Below are 18,894 nucleotides of genomic sequence, written 5' to 3'. Positions count from 1 at the left end.
GTCATGGACTATTTGCTCGGTTTGTTGAGTCAGGTCACGGACAATGAGGCCCTGACTCGCCTGCTGGTCGTCGGTGCAATCGGGGTGAGCACGGTCATTGCGGTGGTCACTGTGACGTTACTGGTGCTGGGGTTGCAGAGCCCTCTGCAACGCCGTCTTGCATTGATTAAACGTGGCCACGCCAGCGTTGGAGTTGGTCGAGAGGCACCAGGCAATCTCCAGCTTTTACTGGAGCGGGTCGGTCGGCGCCTTGGCCCGTCTACGGAGGGGGAGGTGTCAACCACCCGAACCCTGTTGACCCACGCGGGTTACGGCTCGACGTCAGCGGTACAGGTGTACTGGGCGGTGCGTTTGCTGTTGCCGTTGATGTTGGTTGGTGCCTCGCTGTTGACACTGCCACTGGTTCCCAACCTTTCTTCGACCAAGATCCTCGCTGTGGTGCTCATGGGGGCTGCCGTTGGATGGCTGCTGCCGGCAGTGTATGTCGAAAAGCGCAAAAAGGCTCGGCAGGAGCGGTTACGTGCGGCCTTTCCTGATGCCCTGGACCTGATGGTGGTTTGCGTGGAGTCGGGCCTGGCGTTGCCCCAGGCGATCGAGCGGGTGGCCGAAGAAATGGCGGTCAGCCAGGCCGAGCTGGCCGAGGAACTGGCCTTGGTCAATGCGCAGATCCGAGCCGGCATTTCCAGTACCGAGGCGCTCAGACAACTGGCGGATCGCACCGGTCTGGAAGACATTCAAGGCTTGGTCAGCCTCTTGGCCCAGAGCATCCGCTTCGGCACCAGCGTAGCGGCCACCTTGCGCATCTATGCCGAGGAGTTTCGTGACCGACGTATGCAGGCCGCCGAGGAAATGGGCGCGAAGATCGGAACAAAGCTGGTTTTTCCGCTAATTTTCTGTCTGTGGCCAAGTTTTTTTCTGGTTGCCATCGGCCCGGTGATCATCGGGATACTTAGAATGTTCGGGAAGCTATGACATGAACAGGATCAGCTTGCTGTTGACCATGATAGCCGTGCTCTCGGGTTGCCAGAGCACGGGGCCAGACTTGAATGGGGTACGTTCTGTCTACTCCGGTGGCAATTCGGTGCTCTACCAGGTGCAGTCGCAGAGCAACTCGCCCGACCAGGCGATGCAGGTTGCGGCGATGGCTTACCAGGCCGGTGACCTGGACCAGGCGCTATACCAGTACTTGCGCGTCCTCGAGCTGGCACCCGAACGTTATGAAGCCCTGGTCTGGGTTGGCCGTATCCACCGCGAACGCGGCAATAACCAGCTTGCCGAGATGGCCTTCACCGAGGTACTGGGCAAGGCGCCTGAAAACCCCGATGCCCTGACCGAAATGGGCCTGCTGAATCTGTCCATGCGTAAACATGAGCAAGCCAAGGCGATGCTGTTGAAGGCCGTTGCCGTGGATCAGAAGCGCTTCGCCAAGGACCCGGCCAACACCCAGACAGGGGCGGCTGCGCTCAGGGTCGACAGCAAGTCACCGCTCAAGGCGTATAACGGCCTGGGTGTGCTAGCGGATCTGGCCGACAACTTCGCCGAGGCGCAGACGTACTACCGCCTGGCCGAGCTCATCGATCCACGTTCGGCGTTGGTGCAGAACAGCCTGGGGTATTCCTACTACATGGCCGGGCAATGGTCCGAAGCCGAACTCAGGTACAAGCGTGGTGTGAGCTACGACGGTACCTACAAACCGCTCTGGCGTAACTATGGGTTGCTGCTGGCTCGCATGGGGCGCTATGAAGAAGCAGTATCTGCCTTCGAACAGGTCGAAAAGCGTGCCGAGGCCAGCAATGATGTGGGCTATGTCTGCCTGGTGGAAGGCAAGCTGGATGTGGCTGAGCAGTTTTTCCGCAGCGCGATCGAGTTGTCGCCGGGGCACTATGCCGTCGCCTGGGAAAACCTGAACAGGGTTCAGCAGATTCGACAAATCCGTCAGATGGGCGGCGATGTAGCGATGCCCGAGCCAGTTGCAATTGGCCCGGCCGTGCAGGTGACAACCGCATCGGCGCCTTGATGGGGCGAGTGGTTCAGCGGGCAAGCCCTGATGCCTGGCAGATAGCGTTAACGGGGCCGCAAAGCGGCCCCCGATTGGTCCACTTCACCTGTGGGTGAGCGGTGCTTCAATAGCCAACGCTGCTTGCCCCAACGGATGCGTACAGGCATCAAAGAAATGCAGCACTGTCCCCGGCATATCCCCGAACCGATCGACGAAATGCTGCTTCTGGTTGATCACCGATGCCTCGCTCAACGGCCTGATGGCAATCGAAAGATGCGCCGGCCGGGCCAGCCGGATGGCTTCGAGCAAGTGCTGGTCACTGCTGTCCAGGTGCTGCCCGAGCAGGCATAACCCTTGGCTTTCCCGTGCCAGTTGCCCCAGGCACCAGCCCAGGTAGTCCGAGTTGCGGATGGTGCGCAGTTTCTCGTCGCTGCGGTCTTCGTTGATGAACAGAGGCACTTCGCCCGGGATGTTCACGGCAAAACCATCGAGCAGTTCGGCGCTGTCGGCGCTGCGTTGGCGGGTGGTGCCGTCGGGCAGCTTGAGCAGGTGCAGGCCGCCATGCAGGTGCATCACCCGGGTGCCTTCGCCGCTGGTGCGGCGCACGTCGAAGAAACCTTGCTCGTCGAACAGTTCGGCGAAGCCGTGCGGGGCGTGTTGCACCGCCCATGGTAGTAGCAGGTCGTAGTTGCTGGTGTAGACGCTGCGGTAGCCGCGCAGGGCCTGGTTGAGGGTTGCCAGGGTGGCGGCCGGCATGAGTGGCCACGGCAGGTGCACCGTGCGTATGGCGTGGATCAGCGCTTCCTTGATCGAGTAGTAGCGGTTCAGCGGTGCGGTGGAGTTGATGGCCAGCGCGGCGTTGACGCGCACGGTGTTGTTGAGGGCGCTGAGCACCGGTTCGAACAGTTCCGTACCCAGTGACTTGAACAATGCCTGGTCGCTGACGGCCAGGCCTTTCTTGCGACCGGCGCGTTGCGCTTCCTCGAACAGCGAGAAGTAGCCGAACGGCTTCCACAGCGCGCGGCTGGCGCCGTTGCCCAGCAGCAGGGCGTCGCAAGGGTGGCGGGCGGCGAGTTCTGGCCAGGGGGTGAGGGGGGCGTCGAGTGCGGGCATGCAGGGGTCCGTTGGGTGGAGCGGGAACGGGGGCGACTTTAGCATGTCATGCAAGGTGTGCGAGGGTTGGTGTCCAGGCAACTGCTTTGTGAAACCAGTAGCAACGACGCAATTCTTCAACCTTGTTCAGCCAGTTGCCCACGGCGACTCCTGTTACGCCACACCCGATATGCGCGGATGCCCGCCCGCACCGAGCCGAACAGCAGTTTGTCTTCCATCTCCCGTGCCATCCCCGAGCGCACCAGCATGCGCAGGAAGGTGCCGCGGGCGCGGGCGATGGCGAAGAAGATGCCCTGAGCCGCCAGGGTGTCGCGCACCTCGCGCAGGGCGGCGATGCCGCTGACGTCGATGCTGGTTACCGCTTCGGCATCGAACAGCACGGCCTTGGGCTGGTCCTGGCTCTGCACTGCTTCGAGCAGGCGCATCTTGAAGTAGTCAGCGTTGAAGAACAGGATCGCGTCGTCGAAGCGGTACACCACCAGGCCTGGCACGGTACGGGCATCCTTGTGTTTGCGGATGTCCACCTGGCCTTCGGTGCCCGGCAGCCAGCCCAGCACCGCGTCGGTGGGCTGGTAGATGCTGTACAGCAGGCGCAGGATCGCCAGGGTCACGGCAAATACGATGCCGGGCAGCACCCCCAGGCTCAGCACGCCAACGGTGGTCAGCAGGCACAGCCAGAACTCGAAGCGGCTCAAGCGGCGGATGTGCCTCAGCGACTTGATATCGATCAGCCCCCAGCCGGCCATCAGCAGCACTGCGCCCAGCGCGGCCTGCGGGATCCACGCCATCGGCGCGGTGAACAACAGCAGGATCAGGGCGATGACCAGCGCGGCGATGATGCCCACCAGCTGGCTTTTGCCACCGACCATGTCGTTGACCGCGGTGCGCGAGTCGGCGCCGCTGATGGCAAACCCCTGGGAAACCCCGGCTGCCAGGTTGCTTACGCCCAGGGCGACGAATTCGTGGTTGGCGTTGATCGCGTAGCCGTGCCGGGCGGCAAAGCTGCGTGCGGTGAGCATGGCGCTGCAGAAGCTGACGGTGGCGATACCCAGGGCATCGCGCAGCAGGCTTTTCATTTCTGCCAGGTTACTGTGGGGCCACGTCAGTTGCGGGATACCGGCAGGTACCGGGCCGAGGATGGCGACGCCGAAGCGGTCGAGGCCGAACAGGCCGACCAGCAGCATGAACAGCGCCACTACCGTCAGTGCCGCGGGCAGGCGTGGGTAGCGCCGTGGCAGCCAGATCAGCAGGCCCAGTGCGGCGACGCCGATGAGCAGCGTCACCCAGTGGATTTCGCCCAGGCGCTGGAGGAAGTTGATCAAACTGAGGATGAAACCGTCGCCCTCGATCTTGAACCCCACCACCTTGGACAACTGCCCGGCGATCAGGCTAAGGCCGATGCCGTTGAGATAGCCGATCAGGATCGGACGCGAGAAGAAGCTGGCAATGAACCCGGCCCGGGCCACGCCGGCGGCAATCAGCATCACCCCGACCAGCAGGGTGACAATCACTGACAGTTCGGCAATCCGGTGCGGATCGCCCATGGCCAACGGCGCCACGGCGCCGGCGATCATCGCGCAGGTGGCGGCGTCGGGGCCGACCATGAGCTGGCGTGAGCTGCCGATCAGGGCGTAGACCATCATCGGCAGCACACAGGCGTACAGGCCGTACTGCGGCGGTAGGCCGACAATTTGCGCGTAGGCGATGGCAATGGGGATCTGGATCGCCGCCACCGAAAGACCGGCCTGCAGGTCGGCGTGGAACCACTCGCGGCGGTAGTGCAGCAGGTTGGCAAGGCCCGGTAGCCAGCGGGAGAGAAACATGCGTCGTCCTTTCGAAATGTTTCACGAATCCATCCACGCATTGAAGCGGAACGGCAGGCAAATGGCCATGGGACAGGTCAAAGGGAGGGGCAGAAACGAAAAAAGGAGCCAAGGCTCCTTTTGACAGCGATGACGTTACTGGAACGCCATGCGGTAATGCGATGTGGAGCGGGTAGAGGGAATCGAACCCTCAACTAAAGCTTGGGAAGCTTTCGTTTTGCCACTAAACTATACCCGCATCTGCGCTGCACTTTTTACCAGAACCCTCCGCGAATTAGAAGCCCGAGTTATAAAAAAGCTTGTCGGCACCCCATAGGCTGCGGGTATCACCTACAGGGCGCCGATGCGCTCAGATGGCCAATGCATGCTGCCCCTGATGTACGTTCTGGTAGCGTTGACGAGGCTCGCGCACGGTAGGCTTAAGGAAGCCGAGCAGGACGCTGCGGGTGTCCTCGCAGGCGGCCTTGTTTTCCATGTCGAGGAAGTGGCCCGCGTCACGGATCACGCTGAACTGGCTCTTGCCTACATGCTTGCTGAACTGCCGGGCATCCTCGACCGTGGTGTACTCGTCGCGTTCGCCGTTGATGAACAGCACCGGGATGTCGATGTTCCGCGCGCCGTTCAGGGCCCGTTCCAGGTCATGCTGCAATACTTCGTTGATGTGGAAGTGCATCTGTGCGTACTCGTGGCTGTCCAGACTGCTGACGTGGCGGTAGTTGAAACGCTTGAACAGTGACGGCAGGTGCTTTCCGATGGTGTCATTGACCAGGTTTCCGACCTGATAGCGGTCGCAGGCGGCCAGGTACTGGCAGCCACGGTCCAGGTAGTCGCGCATCGGTTCGTTGATTACCGGCGAGAAGGAGCTCACCACCGCTTTCTTCACGTGCCGCGGCTGGTGCGCCAGCGCCAGCAGCGTGCTTGCGCCACCCCACGAGAACGACATCACGTGGTCTGCCTGGAAGTGCTCGATCAGCTCAAGGAGGATATGCGCTTCGGTCTCCTTGCTGATCAGGCGTTCCTGGCGATTGTGCGGCTTGGATTTGCCCGCATATGGCTGGTCGAACAGTACTACGTTGAACTGCGGGTGCAGGTTACGCACCGTCTGGGCGAACGAGGCCGTGGTGGCCAGCGAGCCATTGATCAGGATGATCGTTTTCTCGGCCGCATCCGCGCGATAGAACTCCGTGTAAACCCGATACTGACCTTGGATATCAAGTACAGCGATTTCTGGCCTCATGTCATCGACTCCTGGCGCAAAAAGGGTATTCGCGTCACCTAGGGTGCACGTTCTTTATGACAGGTAGGCATTTGCCTGAAGAGAAACCGGGGGGCCCTGTGTCGATCCTTGGCACGTGCGTCGACGGTATTGTTTTTGGCGGGCAATTTGCCGTGCCCCAAGGCATCGAGGCCCCGGGTGGCCGACAAAAGGTGTCTTCGACCGCAATCGTGACTTAGTAGTCACATGCGGACTGACGATTTGGATTCAAGCAGTGGGTGGGGAATCCCGCAAGTGCCGTTCGGGGGAAAATGTGACTTTTGGCGCTGGGCGGTCGTATGACGCACCCCGTGCGGCCTGTTCCTGCCTCTTCGCGGGCGTGCCCGCGAAGAGGCAGGAACAGGCTGACTAGACCGTGGCTACTTCTTCTGCCGTCAGCTCACGAAATTCCCCTGGCGCCAACCTCGGGTCCAGCCGTATCGCCCCCATGCTCTCGCGGTGCAACCCCACCACCTTGTTGTCGAAGTGGCCGAACATCCGCTTCACCTGGTGATATCGCCCTTCGACGATTGCCAGTCGCGCCTGGCGTGGCCCGAGGATGTCCAGTTGGGCGGGCAGGGTGGTGAGGCCTTCGAAGGCGAAGTAGAAACCCTCGAGGAACTTGGCCACATAGTGCTCGCCAATCTCGTCCTCGGTTTCCACCAGGTAATGCTTGGGCAGCTTGGTCGCGGGTTGGGTAAGCCGCCGTGACCACTGCCCATCGTTGGTCAGGATCATCAGGCCGGTGGTGTTGAAGTCCAGGCGCCCGGCAATGTGCAGGTCCTCACGCAACGCGGCGGGCAGCAGGTCGAGCACGGTGCGGTGTTGTGGGTCCTGGGTGGCGCTGACACAGCCAGTGGGCTTGTGCAGCATCAGGTAGCGCGCCGGGCGGCCAGCCTGCAGCAGCTGGTCGTCCAGCTCTACGCGGTTGAATTCGCGCACCTCGGCCAGCGGGTCGCTGACCACCTGGCCATCCACCCGCACACGGCGCTGTGCCAGCATCAGGCGGACTTGCTGGCGGTTGTGGCTGGGCAGGCTGGCGAGGAAACGGTCGAGGCGCATGGCAAACGGTCAGCGGGAAGCGGGGGAGCGGAGTTGTTCTTCAACGGCGGCGCAGCGCGGACACAGGCAGGCTTTGTCACGCAGCTCGGCGGGCAGGGCCTGGAGCACGGCTGGGTCGATGCTCACGCCGTAGCACCAGCAGGCCTGGGTGGCCCGGCGCGGATCGGCCAGGCTGCACTGGTTGAGGGCACCACAGGCGGGGCAGTGCTGGTTGTCATGCATGGCTGCCGCGCTCCTGTATCAAATTGTTGCAGAAATGGCACTGCACTTCGGCGCCACGGTCTTATTCAATGTCGATGATCGCATTTCACATCGACGCTCGCCAGCGCCGCTGTTCGGGCACTCCAGCGGTCCAGGAGGCCGCCATGTCCTATCGAATTCTGTTGATCGCCCTGTTGGGGCTGATGACCTCCGCCTGCGTTCCGTACTACGAGGACGGGGGCTATTACCGATCGGACCACTACTATGCCGATCGTTATGTGTCGCCGGGTTATTACCGCTACGACCGCTATTACGTAACGCCGCAACCGCGCTATTACTACCAGCCGGCGCCGCGCTACTACTATCGCTCGGCGCCAGCGCCTCATTACCGGTCTCATCCGCAGCCGGGGATGAAGCAGTGGTATGGCAACCCACGCTATGACTATGGCAACCGCCAGCGGTATGACTATGGGCGCGACCGGGACCGTCATGATTATCGCGGTGGCAGCCAGCGCTACCAGAATGACCGTTGGCACTCCAACGGGCGGGGGGATGGTGACCGGCGTTGGGACGGGCGACGCGGGCATGGGCAAGGGAGGAACTGGCAGCGGTAGATGAATTGAAAACCGGGGGCGCTTTGCGCCCCTTTCGCAACGCGAGGCCCCAGGCGCCTAACCCAGATCCGCCAGCGGGTGCCGTCCCTCCCACGCCTTGGCAAAATGTGCCTCGACCACCGCCGCCGGCACTTGCGCCACATCAGGCCAGTGCCAGTGCGGCTGGTTGTCCTTGTCCAGCAAGCGCGCACGCACGCCTTCGCTGAATTCCGGGTGGCGGCAACAGTTCAGGCTCATGCTGTATTCCATCTGGAACACCTGCGCCAACGACAGGTGGCGTGCCCGGCGAATTTGTTCCCACACCAGGTGGGCGGTCAGCGGGCAACCTTCATGCAACCGTTGGCCGGCATCTGCCAGCAGCGGGTCGTCGTGGTGCTTGAGCCCCTCCAGCGCGCGCCAGGCGGCGGCAGCATCGGCCACGTCAAGCAACTGATCGATCACCTGCCGTCGCGGCAGCCACTGGGCTTCGGGCAACTCGGCGCAGGCGCGATGCTGTTCGGCCTTGAGCAGGCTGTTCAGTTGCAGGGCGGTCTGTTCCTGCCAGTTCAATTGCAGCAGTTCCTCGATCAGCGCATCTTGCTGGTGTTCGCCCAGGAAGCGGTCGGCCAGGTCCAGGTCAAGGGCGTCGTGGGCATTGATCGGCGCGCCCGTCAGAGCGAGGAATAACCCCAGCTTGCCCGGCAGGCGGGCAAGGAACCAACTGGCGCCCACGTCCGGGTACAGGCCGATGCTGATTTCCGGCATGGCCAACCGACTGCTGGGGGTAACGATGCGCACATTGGCGCCTTGCAGCAGGCCCATGCCACCGCCCAGCACATGCCCGTGGCCCCAGCACAACAGCGGTTTGGGATAGGTGTGCAGGGCAAAGTCCAGGCGGTATTCGGCGGCGAAGAAGGTGGCGGCCAGCGGGGGCACGGTGCCCGGGTGGTCGCGGCAGGCTTGCACCAGCGCACGCACATCGCCGCCGGCACAGAAGGCCTTGGCACCGTTGCCGCGCAGCAGCACGCAGACGATCCCTGGGTCGCGAGCCCAGGCGTGCAGCTGTTCGCCCAATACCTCGATCATCGGCAGGTTCAGGGCATTGAGCGCCTTGGGCGCATCCAGGGTGGCGATGCCGATGCGGGCGCCATCGGCGCCGGTGAGTACCTCGCAATGAATGGCCATGGACTACCTCGCGCAAGTCATCGGACAAGTATGGCTTGCCTGGCCGAACATGCCGGTCGTCGGTCGGATCGTTTGACAAGCGGGAAGGGCTTACCTAGTGTCGCGCCATTGTTTATGGAAGGCCCCATGACTGACGACGATCGCATCAAACTCGAACCCAGCTGGAAGGCTGCCTTGCGCGCCGAATTCGACCAGCCCTACATGCATCAGTTGCGCGAGTTCCTGCGCAGCGAGTACGCCGCCGGCAAAGAGATCTACCCGCCAGGGCCGTTGATCTTCAATGCGCTGAACTCGACGCCGCTGGACCAGGTGAAGGTGGTCATCCTCGGCCAGGACCCGTACCACGGACCAGGCCAGGCGCATGGCCTGTGCTTCTCGGTGCAGCCGGGCGTGGCCACGCCACCGTCGCTGGTCAACATCTACAAGGAACTGCAGCGCGACCTGAACATCCCGATTGCCAGTCATGGCTACCTGCAGAGCTGGGCCGAGCAGGGTGTGCTGTTGCTCAACACGACCATGACCGTGGAGCGCGCCAATGCCGCGTCGCATGCCAAGAAGGGCTGGGAGTTCTTCACCGACCGGATCATCCAGGTGGTCAGCGAGCAGTGCCCGAACGTGGTGTTCCTGCTGTGGGGTTCGCATGCGCAGAGCAAGCAGAAGCTGATCGACGGGACCAAGCACCTGGTGCTGAAGTCGGTGCATCCATCGCCGTTGTCGGCTTACCGTGGGTTCCTGGGGTGCGGGCATTTCAGCCGGGCCAACAGTTTCCTCCAGCAGCGTGGGCTGGCGCCGATCAACTGGGCGTTGCCACCATTGTAATGGCCTGACATACCGCGTTGCCGTCTTCGCGGGTGAACCCGCTCCCACAGTTACTGCACTACCCTCAGGGCTTGTGTGGTCCCTGTGGGAGCGGGTTTACCCGCGAAGGGGCCGTCACAGTCATTCCGAGGTTGCATTCCACACCCGGAACAACGGCTCTGCCAGAAACAGCACGAACAACAAGCGCATCACCTGCAGCGCCGTCACCAGCGGCACCGACAACTGCAGGGTATCTGCCGTCAGGCTCATCTCGGCAATTCCGCCCGGCATCATCCCTAGTGTCAGCGAGCGTAAATCCAGCGCGGTCATCACGCTCAGTACCCAAGCGGCACTGCCGGCAATCGCCATGCACAACGCCGTGGCCACCAGGGTACGCCCAAGGAATGACGGTGCGCGGCGGAAGAATGCGCGGTTGAAGTGGCAGGCCAGGCTGCTGCCGATCAGCCATTGGCCGATCTGGCTGGCGCCGTTGGGCAGGGCAATCTGCAGGTTGCCAGCAAGGCTCACCGTGGCTGCCACCAGCAATGGCCCGAACAGCCACGGGTTGGGCTGGCGCAAGCGCTGCCAGAGCCAGGCGATGGCAACGCCCAGCGGGGCAATCAACGCCAGCCAGCCCCAGTTCACGCTGCCGGTGTGATTCAGCGGCACCCCATCACCCAGCAGGAACTTGAACAGCGCCGGCACGCACAGTACCACCGCCAGTACGCGCAGGCTCTGCGCCGCCGCCACCTGGCTGAGCACCGCGCCATTGCGCGCGCCAAGGTTGACCATCTCCCCCGAACCGCCTGGCATGCTGGCGAAGAACGCCGTGGCACGGTCCTCACCGGTGCGCCGCAGCAGCCATACGCTGATCACGCTGGACAGGGTAGTGAACAGCGCGCCGAAGAAGATCAGTGCGAAATGGCTGGCAACCTGCTCGATCACCGCTGGGGTGAAGTGCAGGCCAATGCCGATGCCAATGATCCACTGCCCGCACTTGCGGCCATTGGGGATATCCGAAAGCTGCCAGCGCGTCAGGCAGCGTACCAGGATGATCGCCAGTAGCGAGCCGACCATCCACGGCAAAGGCCAGCCGACCTTGCTGGCGGCAAAACCGCCAGCAAGGCCGACCAGCCCGGTCGCGACAAACAACGGCAACGAGCGATCAGGCATCGGCCATCGCCCGGCGCTGCAGGCTGCGTTTGCGCCAGCTGCGCAGCAGCGGCAGGGTCAGCATGCAGATGGTCAGCACCCATACCGACATGCTGATCGTGCTCGACCAGAGGATGCCCAGTTCGCCGTTGGAGATCGACAGCGCCCGGCGCAGGTTCTGCTCCATCAGCCCACCGAGGATGAAGCCGAGCAGGATCGGCGACAGCGGGAAGTCCAGCTTGCGCAGGATATAGCCCATGATGCCGATGCCGACCATCAGGAACAGGTCGAAGGTGGTGGCATGCACGGCGTACACACCGATCGCCGTGATGATGGCGATCACCGGCACCAGCGCCCAGTTCGGCACGGCGAGGATGCGGGTGAAGATGCGGATCATCGGGATGTTGAGGATCACCAGCATGATGTTGGCGACAAACAACGAGGCGATCAGGCCCCAGACGATGTCTGGTTGCTGTTCGAACAGCAGTGGCCCCGGGGTGATGTTGTACAGGGTCAGTGCGCCGATCATCACTGCGGTGGTGCCCGAGCCGGGTACGCCCAGGGTCAGCATCGGTACCAGAGCGCCACAGCAGGAGGCGCCAATGGCGGTTTCCGGGGCGGCCAGGCCACGGGCATCGCCCTTGCCGAATTTGCCTTTGTCACCGGCCAGGCGTTTCTCGGTCATGTAGGCCACGGCACTCGCCAGCGTTGCACCGGCACCTGGCAGCACACCCATGATGAAACCCAGCAGGCCGCAGCGGATATTGACCGTGAACACCGAGGCCGCCTCCTTGAGGTTGAACAGCATGCGCCCGGTGGCTTTGACCGCCTGATGGCCATGATGGGTCTTTTCCAGCAGCAGGAGGATTTCGCTGATGGAGAACAGGCCCAGCACCAGCACCACGAACTGGATGCCGTCGGCCAGGTGTACGCTGTCGCCGGTGAAACGGTACACGCCACTATTGGCATCGATACCGACTGCCGACAGGAACAGGCCGATCAGTGCGGCAATGAAGGTTTTCAACGGCTTGTCGCCGGCCATGCCGCCGAGGGCGACGATGGCGAACACCATCAGCACGAAGTACTCCGCGGGGCCGAAGGCGATTGCCCATTTCGCCAGCAACGGGGCGAACAGCACCATGCCGCAGGTGGCGATCAATGCACCGATGAACGAACTCCAGGCCGACAGCGAAAGCGCTACGCCAGCCAGGCCATTGCGGGCCATCGGGTAGCCATCGAGGGTGGTCATTACGGTCGAGGCTTCGCCGGGAATGTTCAGCAGAATCGAGCTGATGCGCCCACCGTACTCGCAGCCCAGGTATACCGCCGCCAGCAGGATCAGTGCCGATTCGGGTGGCAGACCGAGGGCGAAGGCGATGGGGATCAGCAAGGCCACGCCGTTGATTGGCCCCAGGCCCGGCAGCAGGCCGACCACGGTACCGATCAGCGTGCCGGTGAGGGCGGTGACCAGGTTGTAAGGGGACAGGGCGACGCCGAAGCCCTGGCCCAGGTAGCTCAAGGTATCCATGTGTCAGTTCTCCAATACGCTCAGCAGGCCAAGGGGCAGGGGCACGTCCATCACGCGGTCGAACAGCCAGTAGAGGAACAGGCTCATGCCTGCCACCACGATGGCGCTATGCAGCCAGCGGCCACCATACAGGCGGGCCATGGGTACGCCGACGAGGATGGCGCTGAGGATGAAGCCCAGGGCTTCGAAGGTGCTGGCGAAAACGATCAGCAGGCCGACGCAGGTGGCGATCTTGATCAGGGTTTGGCGGTCCAGTTCCGGCTCGTCGTCCTTGCGCACGATGGGCGTGGGGCGAAACACCAGGTACAGCAGGCCCAGGCCCAGCAGGCCGAGCATCAGCAGCGGGTAGGCGCGCGGGCCCACCGGTTCATAGGAAAACGCCGCCTGGTAAGGCCAGGCCATCACGGCCAGGGCGGCGCACACCGCCAGCAGGGCCAAGGCGAAGATGCGTTGCAGGATCATCAGAGAGTCCTCGTTGGGATCGCTCAAGCGACATGCAAATCCTGTGGGAGCGGCCTTGCGTCGCGAAGCGGCCGCAAACCTGCCGCAAACCTGCCACTGCGATCTGTCTGAAGCATCGCATCGGCTGAGACAGGGGCCGCTGTGCGGCCCATCGCGGCACAAGGCCGCTCCCACAGGGATTGTGGTGACTCCGGCCAGTGTTACTGGATCAGGCCAAATTCCCTGGCCAGTGCCTTGTAGTCAGCCACTTGCTTCTTCACATAGCCGTCCAGCTCTGCACCGGTCATGGCGAAGGGGAACAGCTCGCGCTGGTCACGGAGCTTGGCGAAGTCTTCCGAGGCCAGCATCTTGTCGAATGACTGCTTCCACCAGGCGTAGTCCTCGTCGCTCACCTTTGGCCCCAGGTAGAAGCCGCGTACCACTGGCCAGACGATGTCGTAGCCCTGTTCCTTGGCGGTAGGAATGTCTTTCATCTCGGGCTCGTCCAGGCGCTTTTCCGAGAACACTGCGAGGATGCGCATGTTGCCGCTCTGAATGTGCGGCATGGAGTCGGAAATATCGGTCGAGCCCACCTGGATGTGCCCGCCCAGCAGCGCCGTGGCGATCTCGCCGCCGCCTTCCAGCGCCACATAGCGCAGGTCACGCGGGTTGATGCCGGCGGCCTTGGCGATCAGGGCGGTCTGCATCCAGTCCTGGCTGCCAACGGTACCGCCAGAGCCGATCACTACCTTGCTCGGGTCTTTCTTCAACGCCGCGACCAGATCGTCGAGGGTCTTGTAGGGCGAGTCGCTTTTCACCGCGATGGCGCCGTAACTGGTGCCCACGGCCGCCAGCCATTTCACCGCATTCTCGTCGAAGCGGCCGAACTTGCCCTGGGCCAGGTTCAGCAGCGAGCCACTGGACCAGGCCACCAAGGTGCCGGCATCGGCCGGGCGCTGGGCGACCACGGCGTTGTAGGCCACTGCGCCGACACCGCCGGGCATGTAGGTGACGCGCATCGGCTTGGTAAGGATCTTTTCCTGCACCAAGGCGCTTTGCACCAGTTTGCAGGTCAGGTCGAAGCCGCCGCCGGGCGAGGCGGGGGCAATGCATTCGGGGCGTTTCGGTTCTGCAGCGAGGGCGTGGCCGGCCAACAGCAGGCAGCCGGTAGCGAGGACGAGGCGGCGCAGTGAAAAGGTCATCGTCTATCTCCGTGGGCGTTGTTGTTATCGGGTTACCGCTATGGGGTTACCACAGCGCGACGCTGTAGCTCACCAGCAACCGCACCTCGTCCGCGTCGCGGGCAAAGTTGGAGCGGAAGGTGGCGTTGCGCAGGCGCACGGCGACGTTTTTCAACGGGCCGCTTTGTACCACGTACTTCATTTCGGTATCGCGTTCCCATTCCTTGCCCTCGCCACCCGCGGCGCGGCTGACGTTGTCGCCGCTGATGTAGCGGGTCATGAAAGTCAGGCCGGGCACACCGAGTGCGGCGAAGTTGTAGTCGTAGCGTGCTTGCCAGGAGTGCTCGTCAGCGCCGGCAAAGTCGTTGATCTGGACGAAGTTGACCAGATACGGGTCGGCGCCATCGACGTAAGGGAAGGCGCTCTCGCCGGACAGTTGCTGCCAGGCGGCGCTGATCTTGTGCCCGCCCAGGGCGTAGCTGAGCATGCCGTTGACGGTGGTGTTGTCGATGTTGCCGGCCTTGGCGGAGCCAGCGTCGTCACTCACAGCCAGGCGCAGGTCGACGCCGAAGGTGCCCGGGCCCCATGGCTGGGTGGCGACCATGCCGATGAAGTGCTGGCGGTAGATATCGTCGAGCTGGGCAAAGTGGTAGCTGCCGGTGATGCGATCGGTGAACTGGTAGTCGAGGCCGGCCAGGTCCAGGTTGTCGGCGCTGAACGAGCCACCGAAGCGGCCGTTCTTGTTGTTCAGAGCCAGGTCTTCCCAGTTGGTGTCGTTGCGGTCCTTGGCCTTGTCCAGTCGGCCGCCGGTAAAGGTCAGGCCCTTGACCTCCTTCGAGGTGAGCAGGCCGCCTTCGAAGGTTTGCGGCAGGATGCGTCCATCGTTGGGCTGCAGGGTCGGCAGTTCGGGGATCAGGGTGCCGACCTTCAGTTCGGTCTGCGACACCTTCACCTTGCCGGTCAGGCCGAGCTTGGAGTACTCATCGGCGGCCTTGCCGTCATCGTGGGTCGGCAACAGGCCGGTGTCGGTGCGGTCGGGGCTGGAGTCGAGCTTGATGCCAAGCATGCCCAGCGCATCCAGGCCGAAGCCGACGGTGCCATCGGTGTAGCCAGACTCGAAGTTGAGGATGAAGCCCTGGGCCCACTCGTCGCGCTTGGATTGCTGCGCACTGGTGCCGTCGCGGAAGTCGCGGTTGAAGTACATGTTGCGGGTTTCGAGGGTGGCCGTGCTGTCTTCGAAGAAGGCGGCCTGGCTCATCGGGGCGACACCGGCAAGCGCCAGGGCGCTGGCGATGGCGGAGGGGCGTGCGGCAAAGGAACGGGTAGGCGCGAACGCCTGCGGCTGCGATGACAGCATCACTGATGGCTCCGTTTATTGTTCTTATTCGTTGCACCTTGCTGGTGCTTTTTTCGGCGCGAAGAGCGACCGTAGTGCGATGCTAGGTAACCAACCTTTCGCTAACCTTTCAGCGTGAAAGGTTTGTCGACGGGGGCTTCACAGGCCCGCCGACAGCGGTACACTCCGCGCCACCGTCCCACCTGAGCAGGGAGAATCCGATGCGTGTGCTGCTGGTCGAAGACCACCTGCAACTGGCTGAAAGCGTGGCCCAGGCCTTGAAAAGCCATGGCCTGACCGTGGATGTGCTGCATGATGGCGTGGCCGCCGACCTGGCCCTGGCCAGCGAGGAATACGCCGTGGCCGTGCTGGATGTCGGCTTGCCGCGCATGGACGGCTTCGAGGTGCTGGCGCGCCTGCGTGGCCGTGGCAAGACCCTGCCGGTGCTGATGCTGACCGCGCGCAGCGACGTCAAGGACCGGGTCCACGGCCTGAACCTGGGTGCCGACGACTACCTGGCCAAGCCGTTCGAGCTGACCGAACTGGAAGCACGGGTCAAGGCCTTGCTGCGTCGCAGCGTGCTCGGTGGTGAGCGCCAGCAGCGCTGCGGGCCGCTGGTGTACGACCTGGATACCCGGCGCTTCACCCTGGGTGGCGATAACCTGACCCTGACCTCGCGCGAGCAAAGCGTGCTGGAAGCACTGATTGCCCGACCGGGCCGGGTGATGAGCAAGGAGCAGCTGGCCGCCCAGGTGTTCGGCCTGGACGAAGAGGCAAGCCCCGACGCCATCGAAATCTACATCCACCGCCTGCGCAAGAAGCTCGACGGCCACCCGGTGGCCATTGTCACTTTCCGTGGCCTGGGCTATCTGCTCGAGCACCGCGATGCGTGACAACGGCAGCCTGCGCGGGCGCTTGCTCGGCAACCTGGCCTTGCTGCTGGTGGTGCTGATGCTGGCCAGCGGCCTGAGCGCCTACTGGAACGGGCGTGAGGCCGCCGACACCGCCTACGACCGGACCCTGCTGGCCTCGGCGCGGACCATTGCCGCCGGCTTGTCCCAGCGTGACGGTTCGCTGAGCGCGGATGTTCCCTATGTGGCCCTGGATACCTTTGCCTACGACAGTGCCGGGCGCATCTACTACCAGGTGCTGGATATCCAGCAGCGGCTGATTTCCGGCTACGAGAACCTGCCAGCGCCCCCGCCGGGCACGCCGCGTACTGACGATTACCCGGCGCTGGCGCGGTTCTACAATGCCACCTACCTGGGCCAGGACGTGCGCGTGGTCAGCCTGCTCAAACCCGTGAGCGAGCCGAACATGAACGGCATGGCGGAAATCCGCGTAGCCGAAACCGAGGAAGCGCGGGTGCGCATGGCCCGTGGCTTGATGGCTGACACCCTGCTGCGCCTGGGGATGCTGGCGCTGGGTGCGCTGGTGATGGTGTGGTTTGCCGTGAGTGCCGCGTTGCGGCCGCTGGAGCGCCTGCGCACGGCGGTGGAAGAGCGCCAGCCGGACGACCTGCGGGCCTTGCCGGTGGTACAGGTGCAGCGTGAGCTGAGCCCGCTGGTGCGGGCTTTGAACCACTTCACCGAGCGTTTGCGCGGCCAGTTCGAACGCCAGGCGCAGTTCATCGCCGACGCCGCCCACGAGTTGCGTACGCCGCTGGCCGCGCTGAAGGCGCGGGTCGAGCTGGGCTTGCGTTCGGCCGAGCCGCAGGAGTGGCGGCAGACGCTGGAGTCCGCGGCCCAGGGCACCGATCGGCTGACTCATCTGGCCAACCAGTTGCTGTCGCTGGCGCGGGTCGAGAACGGTGCGCGGGCGATTGCCGAAGGCGGCGCGCAGCGCCTGGATTTGAGCCAGTTGGCTCGCGAGCTGGGCATGGCCATGGCACCGCTGGCGCACAAACGCGGGGTGGCGCTGGCCCTGGAGGCCGAGGCGCCGGTGTGGCTGAAGGGGGAACCAACGCTGCTCAACGAGCTGTTGAGCAACCTGGTGGACAATGCCCTGGCCCATACGCCAGCGGGTGGCAACGTGATCTTGCGGGTGGTGGCGCCGGCGGTGCTGGAAGTGGAAGACGACGGGCCGGGGATTCCCGAGGCCGAGCGTGAGCGGGTGTTCGAGCGCTTCTACCGGCGCAGTGCGCAGGGCAGCGGGCTTGGGTTGGCAATCGTTGGCGAGATCTGCCGGGCGCATCTGGCGCAGGTGAGCCTGCATGACGGTGCGAAGGGCGGGTTGCGGGTGCGGGTGAGTTTTATCGCGGATTGATGTGTTGCCTGTGTCGGCCCTTTCGCGGGTAAACCCGCTCCCACAAATATGGCGCAGCCTTCAGCAGCGGCGCGGTCCCTGTGGGAGCGGTTTTACCCGCGAAGAAGGCCGAACAGGCTGACACCGGTCAGCGCAACATGCTCCGCGCCTCGATCAGTTCATCCACTTCCAGCTCGGTGCCGTAGGGCAGGCCAAGGTGGCGGTACGCCGGCAGTGCCGCCAGCGGTCGGTGGCGTCCGCGCTGGCTGATACAGCGGGCGATCTGCACGATGTCGATGTAGTCGATCTTGTCGGTCTGTCGGTCCAGGTCCTGCACCTGGCTCGGCAGGTTGACCAGTTGCTCCGGAAACTCCCAGGCCTTGAGGATCTTGTTGCCCAGCACCGGCTGGATCTGTTCGATCACATAATGCAGGCACACCGGGTCGGACAGCAGTTCGTTGTGCTCTTCGGCATAGATCAGTACCGGCAGCGCGCCAATCTGGTGGACCAGCCCCCCGAGGGTGGCCTGGTCGGGCTTGAGTTGCGTGTAGCGGTGGCAGATTTCGTAGCTGATGCCCGCCACTTCCAGGCTGTTGGCCCAGATATCGCGTAGCTTTTGCTCTACTGCCGGCGCGCGGGCGTGGAAAATCTGCTCGATAACCAGGCCAATGGCCAGGTTGCAGCTGTAGTTGATGCCCAGCCGCGTAATGGCGGTGTGCAGGTCGGTGACCTCGACCGCCGCGCGCAGCAGCGGGCTGTTGACAACCTTGATCAGGCGCGCAGAAAGGGCCGCATCGCGACCGATCACCTTGCTCAGGGCCGCTACGCTGATCTCGCTGTCTTCCGCTGCCTCGCGGATGCTCAAGGCAACCTCGGGCAGGGTCGGCAGGACCAGGTCATCCTTTTCGATGGCATTGAGCAACTGTGCTTGAACCATCTCGGCCAGCTTGTTCATGGGCGTGTCTACCGCAGTCGGTGGTGCG

General features: G+C 63.6%; 18 protein-coding genes and 1 tRNA gene. 6 read left to right on the top strand and 13 right to left on the bottom strand.

All coding sequences use genetic code 11. The features are described 5' to 3' along the window. The first annotated feature begins 3 nt into the window (after window positions 1-3). Together CAY82_RS05800 and CAY82_RS05795 are read left to right on the top strand one after the other, a co-directional pair. A complete protein-coding gene (locus tag CAY82_RS05800) occupies window positions 4-972 on the top strand; it encodes a type II secretion system F family protein (protein ID WP_087500538.1) in 969 nt (322 codons plus the stop codon). 1 nt (window position 973) lies between these two features. Then, a complete protein-coding gene (locus CAY82_RS05795) occupies window positions 974-2,017 on the top strand; it encodes a lipopolysaccharide assembly protein LapB (protein WP_087500328.1) in 1,044 nt (347 codons plus the stop codon). Between the two features lie 84 nt (window positions 2,018-2,101). Here the strand turns inward: CAY82_RS05795 and CAY82_RS05790 are convergent, their stop codons facing one another. From CAY82_RS05790 to CAY82_RS05765, 6 genes are all read right to left on the bottom strand, one after another. Further along, window positions 2,102-3,112: a DUF4917 family protein gene (locus CAY82_RS05790; protein WP_087500327.1), complete on the bottom strand. Its 1,011-nt coding sequence runs from the start codon at window positions 3,110-3,112 to the stop codon at window positions 2,102-2,104. A gap of 116 nt (window positions 3,113-3,228) precedes the next feature. Further along, complete coding sequence (locus CAY82_RS05785; protein ID WP_087500326.1) at window positions 3,229-4,935, bottom strand: SulP family inorganic anion transporter; 1,707 nt, start codon at window positions 4,933-4,935, stop codon at window positions 3,229-3,231. A gap of 164 nt (window positions 4,936-5,099) precedes the next feature. Beyond that, window positions 5,100-5,173 (bottom strand) — tRNA-Gly (locus CAY82_RS05780). A 111-nt stretch (window positions 5,174-5,284) separates the two neighbouring features. Further along, a complete protein-coding gene (gene phaG / locus CAY82_RS05775) occupies window positions 5,285-6,172 on the bottom strand; it encodes a (R)-3-hydroxydecanoyl-ACP:CoA transacylase (protein WP_087500325.1) in 888 nt (295 codons plus the stop codon). Between the two features lie 387 nt (window positions 6,173-6,559). Continuing rightward, the gene (locus CAY82_RS05770; RefSeq protein WP_087500324.1) at window positions 6,560-7,252 is read right to left on the bottom strand and encodes a pseudouridine synthase; all 693 of its coding nucleotides are present in this window, start codon (window positions 7,250-7,252) and stop codon (window positions 6,560-6,562) included. Between the two features lie 9 nt (window positions 7,253-7,261). Beyond that, entirely contained in the window at window positions 7,262-7,474 is a 213-nt protein-coding gene (locus CAY82_RS05765; RefSeq protein WP_087500323.1) for a cysteine-rich CWC family protein, read from the bottom strand. Window positions 7,475-7,617: 143 nt separating this feature from the next. On the opposite strand from CAY82_RS05765, the gene CAY82_RS05760 reads away from it, so the two are divergent. After that, a complete protein-coding gene (locus tag CAY82_RS05760) occupies window positions 7,618-8,067 on the top strand; it encodes a hypothetical protein (protein ID WP_087500322.1) in 450 nt (149 codons plus the stop codon). A gap of 57 nt (window positions 8,068-8,124) precedes the next feature. Here CAY82_RS05760 and CAY82_RS05755 read toward each other — a convergent pair whose 3' ends face one another. Then, a complete protein-coding gene (locus tag CAY82_RS05755) occupies window positions 8,125-9,231 on the bottom strand; it encodes an enoyl-CoA hydratase/isomerase family protein (RefSeq protein WP_087500321.1) in 1,107 nt (368 codons plus the stop codon). A 126-nt stretch (window positions 9,232-9,357) separates the two neighbouring features. Here CAY82_RS05755 and ung point away from each other — a divergent pair, with 126 nt between their 5' ends. After that, window positions 9,358-10,050 carry a uracil-DNA glycosylase gene (gene ung, locus CAY82_RS05750; RefSeq protein WP_087500320.1) on the top strand — a complete coding sequence of 231 codons (693 nt, stop codon included), beginning with the start codon at window positions 9,358-9,360 and terminating at the stop codon, window positions 10,048-10,050. 120 nt (window positions 10,051-10,170) lie between these two features. On the opposite strand, the gene CAY82_RS05745 is transcribed toward ung, so the two are convergent. The 5 genes from CAY82_RS05745 to CAY82_RS05725 all read right to left on the bottom strand — a co-directional run bounded on the left by CAY82_RS05745 (window position 10,171) and on the right by CAY82_RS05725 (window position 15,688). Then, window positions 10,171-11,202, bottom strand: coding sequence for an AbrB family transcriptional regulator (locus CAY82_RS05745; protein WP_087500319.1), 1,032 nt, complete (start codon window positions 11,200-11,202; stop codon window positions 10,171-10,173). Next, entirely contained in the window at window positions 11,195-12,709 is a 1,515-nt protein-coding gene (locus CAY82_RS05740; protein ID WP_087500318.1) for a tripartite tricarboxylate transporter permease, read from the bottom strand. The genes CAY82_RS05745 and CAY82_RS05740 overlap by 8 nt, the downstream gene beginning before the upstream one ends. A 3-nt stretch (window positions 12,710-12,712) precedes the next feature. Beyond that, entirely contained in the window at window positions 12,713-13,171 is a 459-nt protein-coding gene (locus CAY82_RS05735) for a tripartite tricarboxylate transporter TctB family protein (protein ID WP_087500317.1), read from the bottom strand. Between the two features lie 200 nt (window positions 13,172-13,371). Beyond that, the gene (locus tag CAY82_RS05730; protein ID WP_087500316.1) at window positions 13,372-14,352 is read right to left on the bottom strand and encodes a tripartite tricarboxylate transporter substrate binding protein; all 981 of its coding nucleotides are present in this window, start codon (window positions 14,350-14,352) and stop codon (window positions 13,372-13,374) included. Between the two features lie 46 nt (window positions 14,353-14,398). Beyond that, window positions 14,399-15,688, bottom strand: coding sequence for an OprD family porin (locus CAY82_RS05725; RefSeq protein ID WP_087500315.1), 1,290 nt, complete (start codon window positions 15,686-15,688; stop codon window positions 14,399-14,401). Window positions 15,689-15,888: 200 nt separating this feature from the next. On the opposite strand from CAY82_RS05725, the gene CAY82_RS05720 reads away from it, so the two are divergent. Beyond that, window positions 15,889-16,560, top strand: coding sequence for a response regulator (locus CAY82_RS05720; protein WP_013974005.1), 672 nt, complete (start codon window positions 15,889-15,891; stop codon window positions 16,558-16,560). Then, window positions 16,553-17,932 carry a sensor histidine kinase gene (locus CAY82_RS05715; RefSeq protein ID WP_087500314.1) on the top strand — a complete coding sequence of 460 codons (1,380 nt, stop codon included), beginning with the start codon at window positions 16,553-16,555 and terminating at the stop codon, window positions 17,930-17,932. Before CAY82_RS05720 ends, CAY82_RS05715 begins: the two co-directional genes overlap by 8 nt. 127 nt (window positions 17,933-18,059) lie before the next feature. On the opposite strand, the gene CAY82_RS05710 is transcribed toward CAY82_RS05715, so the two are convergent. Continuing rightward, window positions 18,060-18,866, bottom strand: coding sequence for an HDOD domain-containing protein (locus CAY82_RS05710; RefSeq protein ID WP_087500313.1), 807 nt, complete (start codon window positions 18,864-18,866; stop codon window positions 18,060-18,062). Between the last annotated feature and the right edge of the window lie 28 nt (window positions 18,867-18,894).

Origin of the sequence: Pseudomonas sp. SID14000 (genome assembly GCF_002165135.1) — a bacterium.
Taxonomy (GTDB): domain Bacteria; phylum Pseudomonadota; class Gammaproteobacteria; order Pseudomonadales; family Pseudomonadaceae; genus Aquipseudomonas.
The sequence above is the reverse complement of the archived record's forward strand: the minus strand, read 5'-3'. Positions and strand labels throughout refer to the sequence as shown.

Excerpts from the sequence above, each read along its gene's own strand:
- CAY82_RS05800 (WP_087500538.1), top strand. The coding sequence starts at position 4 with ATGGACTATTTGCTCGGTTTGTTGAGTCAGGTCACGGACAATGAGGCC.
- CAY82_RS05795 (WP_087500328.1), top strand. The coding sequence starts at position 974 with ATGAACAGGATCAGCTTGCTGTTGACCATGATAGCCGTGCTCTCGGGT.
- CAY82_RS05790 (WP_087500327.1), bottom strand. The coding sequence starts at position 3,112 with ATGCCCGCACTCGACGCCCCCCTCACCCCCTGGCCAGAACTCGCCGCC.
- CAY82_RS05785 (WP_087500326.1), bottom strand. The coding sequence starts at position 4,935 with ATGTTTCTCTCCCGCTGGCTACCGGGCCTTGCCAACCTGCTGCACTAC.
- phaG (WP_087500325.1), bottom strand. The coding sequence starts at position 6,172 with ATGAGGCCAGAAATCGCTGTACTTGATATCCAAGGTCAGTATCGGGTT.
- CAY82_RS05770 (WP_087500324.1), bottom strand. The coding sequence starts at position 7,252 with ATGCGCCTCGACCGTTTCCTCGCCAGCCTGCCCAGCCACAACCGCCAG.
- CAY82_RS05765 (WP_087500323.1), bottom strand. The coding sequence starts at position 7,474 with ATGCATGACAACCAGCACTGCCCCGCCTGTGGTGCCCTCAACCAGTGC.
- CAY82_RS05760 (WP_087500322.1), top strand. The coding sequence starts at position 7,618 with ATGTCCTATCGAATTCTGTTGATCGCCCTGTTGGGGCTGATGACCTCC.
- CAY82_RS05755 (WP_087500321.1), bottom strand. The coding sequence starts at position 9,231 with ATGGCCATTCATTGCGAGGTACTCACCGGCGCCGATGGCGCCCGCATC.
- ung (WP_087500320.1), top strand. The coding sequence starts at position 9,358 with ATGACTGACGACGATCGCATCAAACTCGAACCCAGCTGGAAGGCTGCC.
- CAY82_RS05745 (WP_087500319.1), bottom strand. The coding sequence starts at position 11,202 with ATGCCTGATCGCTCGTTGCCGTTGTTTGTCGCGACCGGGCTGGTCGGC.
- CAY82_RS05740 (WP_087500318.1), bottom strand. The coding sequence starts at position 12,709 with ATGGATACCTTGAGCTACCTGGGCCAGGGCTTCGGCGTCGCCCTGTCC.
- CAY82_RS05735 (WP_087500317.1), bottom strand. The coding sequence starts at position 13,171 with ATGATCCTGCAACGCATCTTCGCCTTGGCCCTGCTGGCGGTGTGCGCC.
- CAY82_RS05730 (WP_087500316.1), bottom strand. The coding sequence starts at position 14,352 with ATGACCTTTTCACTGCGCCGCCTCGTCCTCGCTACCGGCTGCCTGCTG.
- CAY82_RS05725 (WP_087500315.1), bottom strand. The coding sequence starts at position 15,688 with ATGCTGTCATCGCAGCCGCAGGCGTTCGCGCCTACCCGTTCCTTTGCC.
- CAY82_RS05720 (WP_013974005.1), top strand. The coding sequence starts at position 15,889 with ATGCGTGTGCTGCTGGTCGAAGACCACCTGCAACTGGCTGAAAGCGTG.
- CAY82_RS05715 (WP_087500314.1), top strand. The coding sequence starts at position 16,553 with ATGCGTGACAACGGCAGCCTGCGCGGGCGCTTGCTCGGCAACCTGGCC.
- CAY82_RS05710 (WP_087500313.1), bottom strand. The coding sequence starts at position 18,866 with ATGAACAAGCTGGCCGAGATGGTTCAAGCACAGTTGCTCAATGCCATC.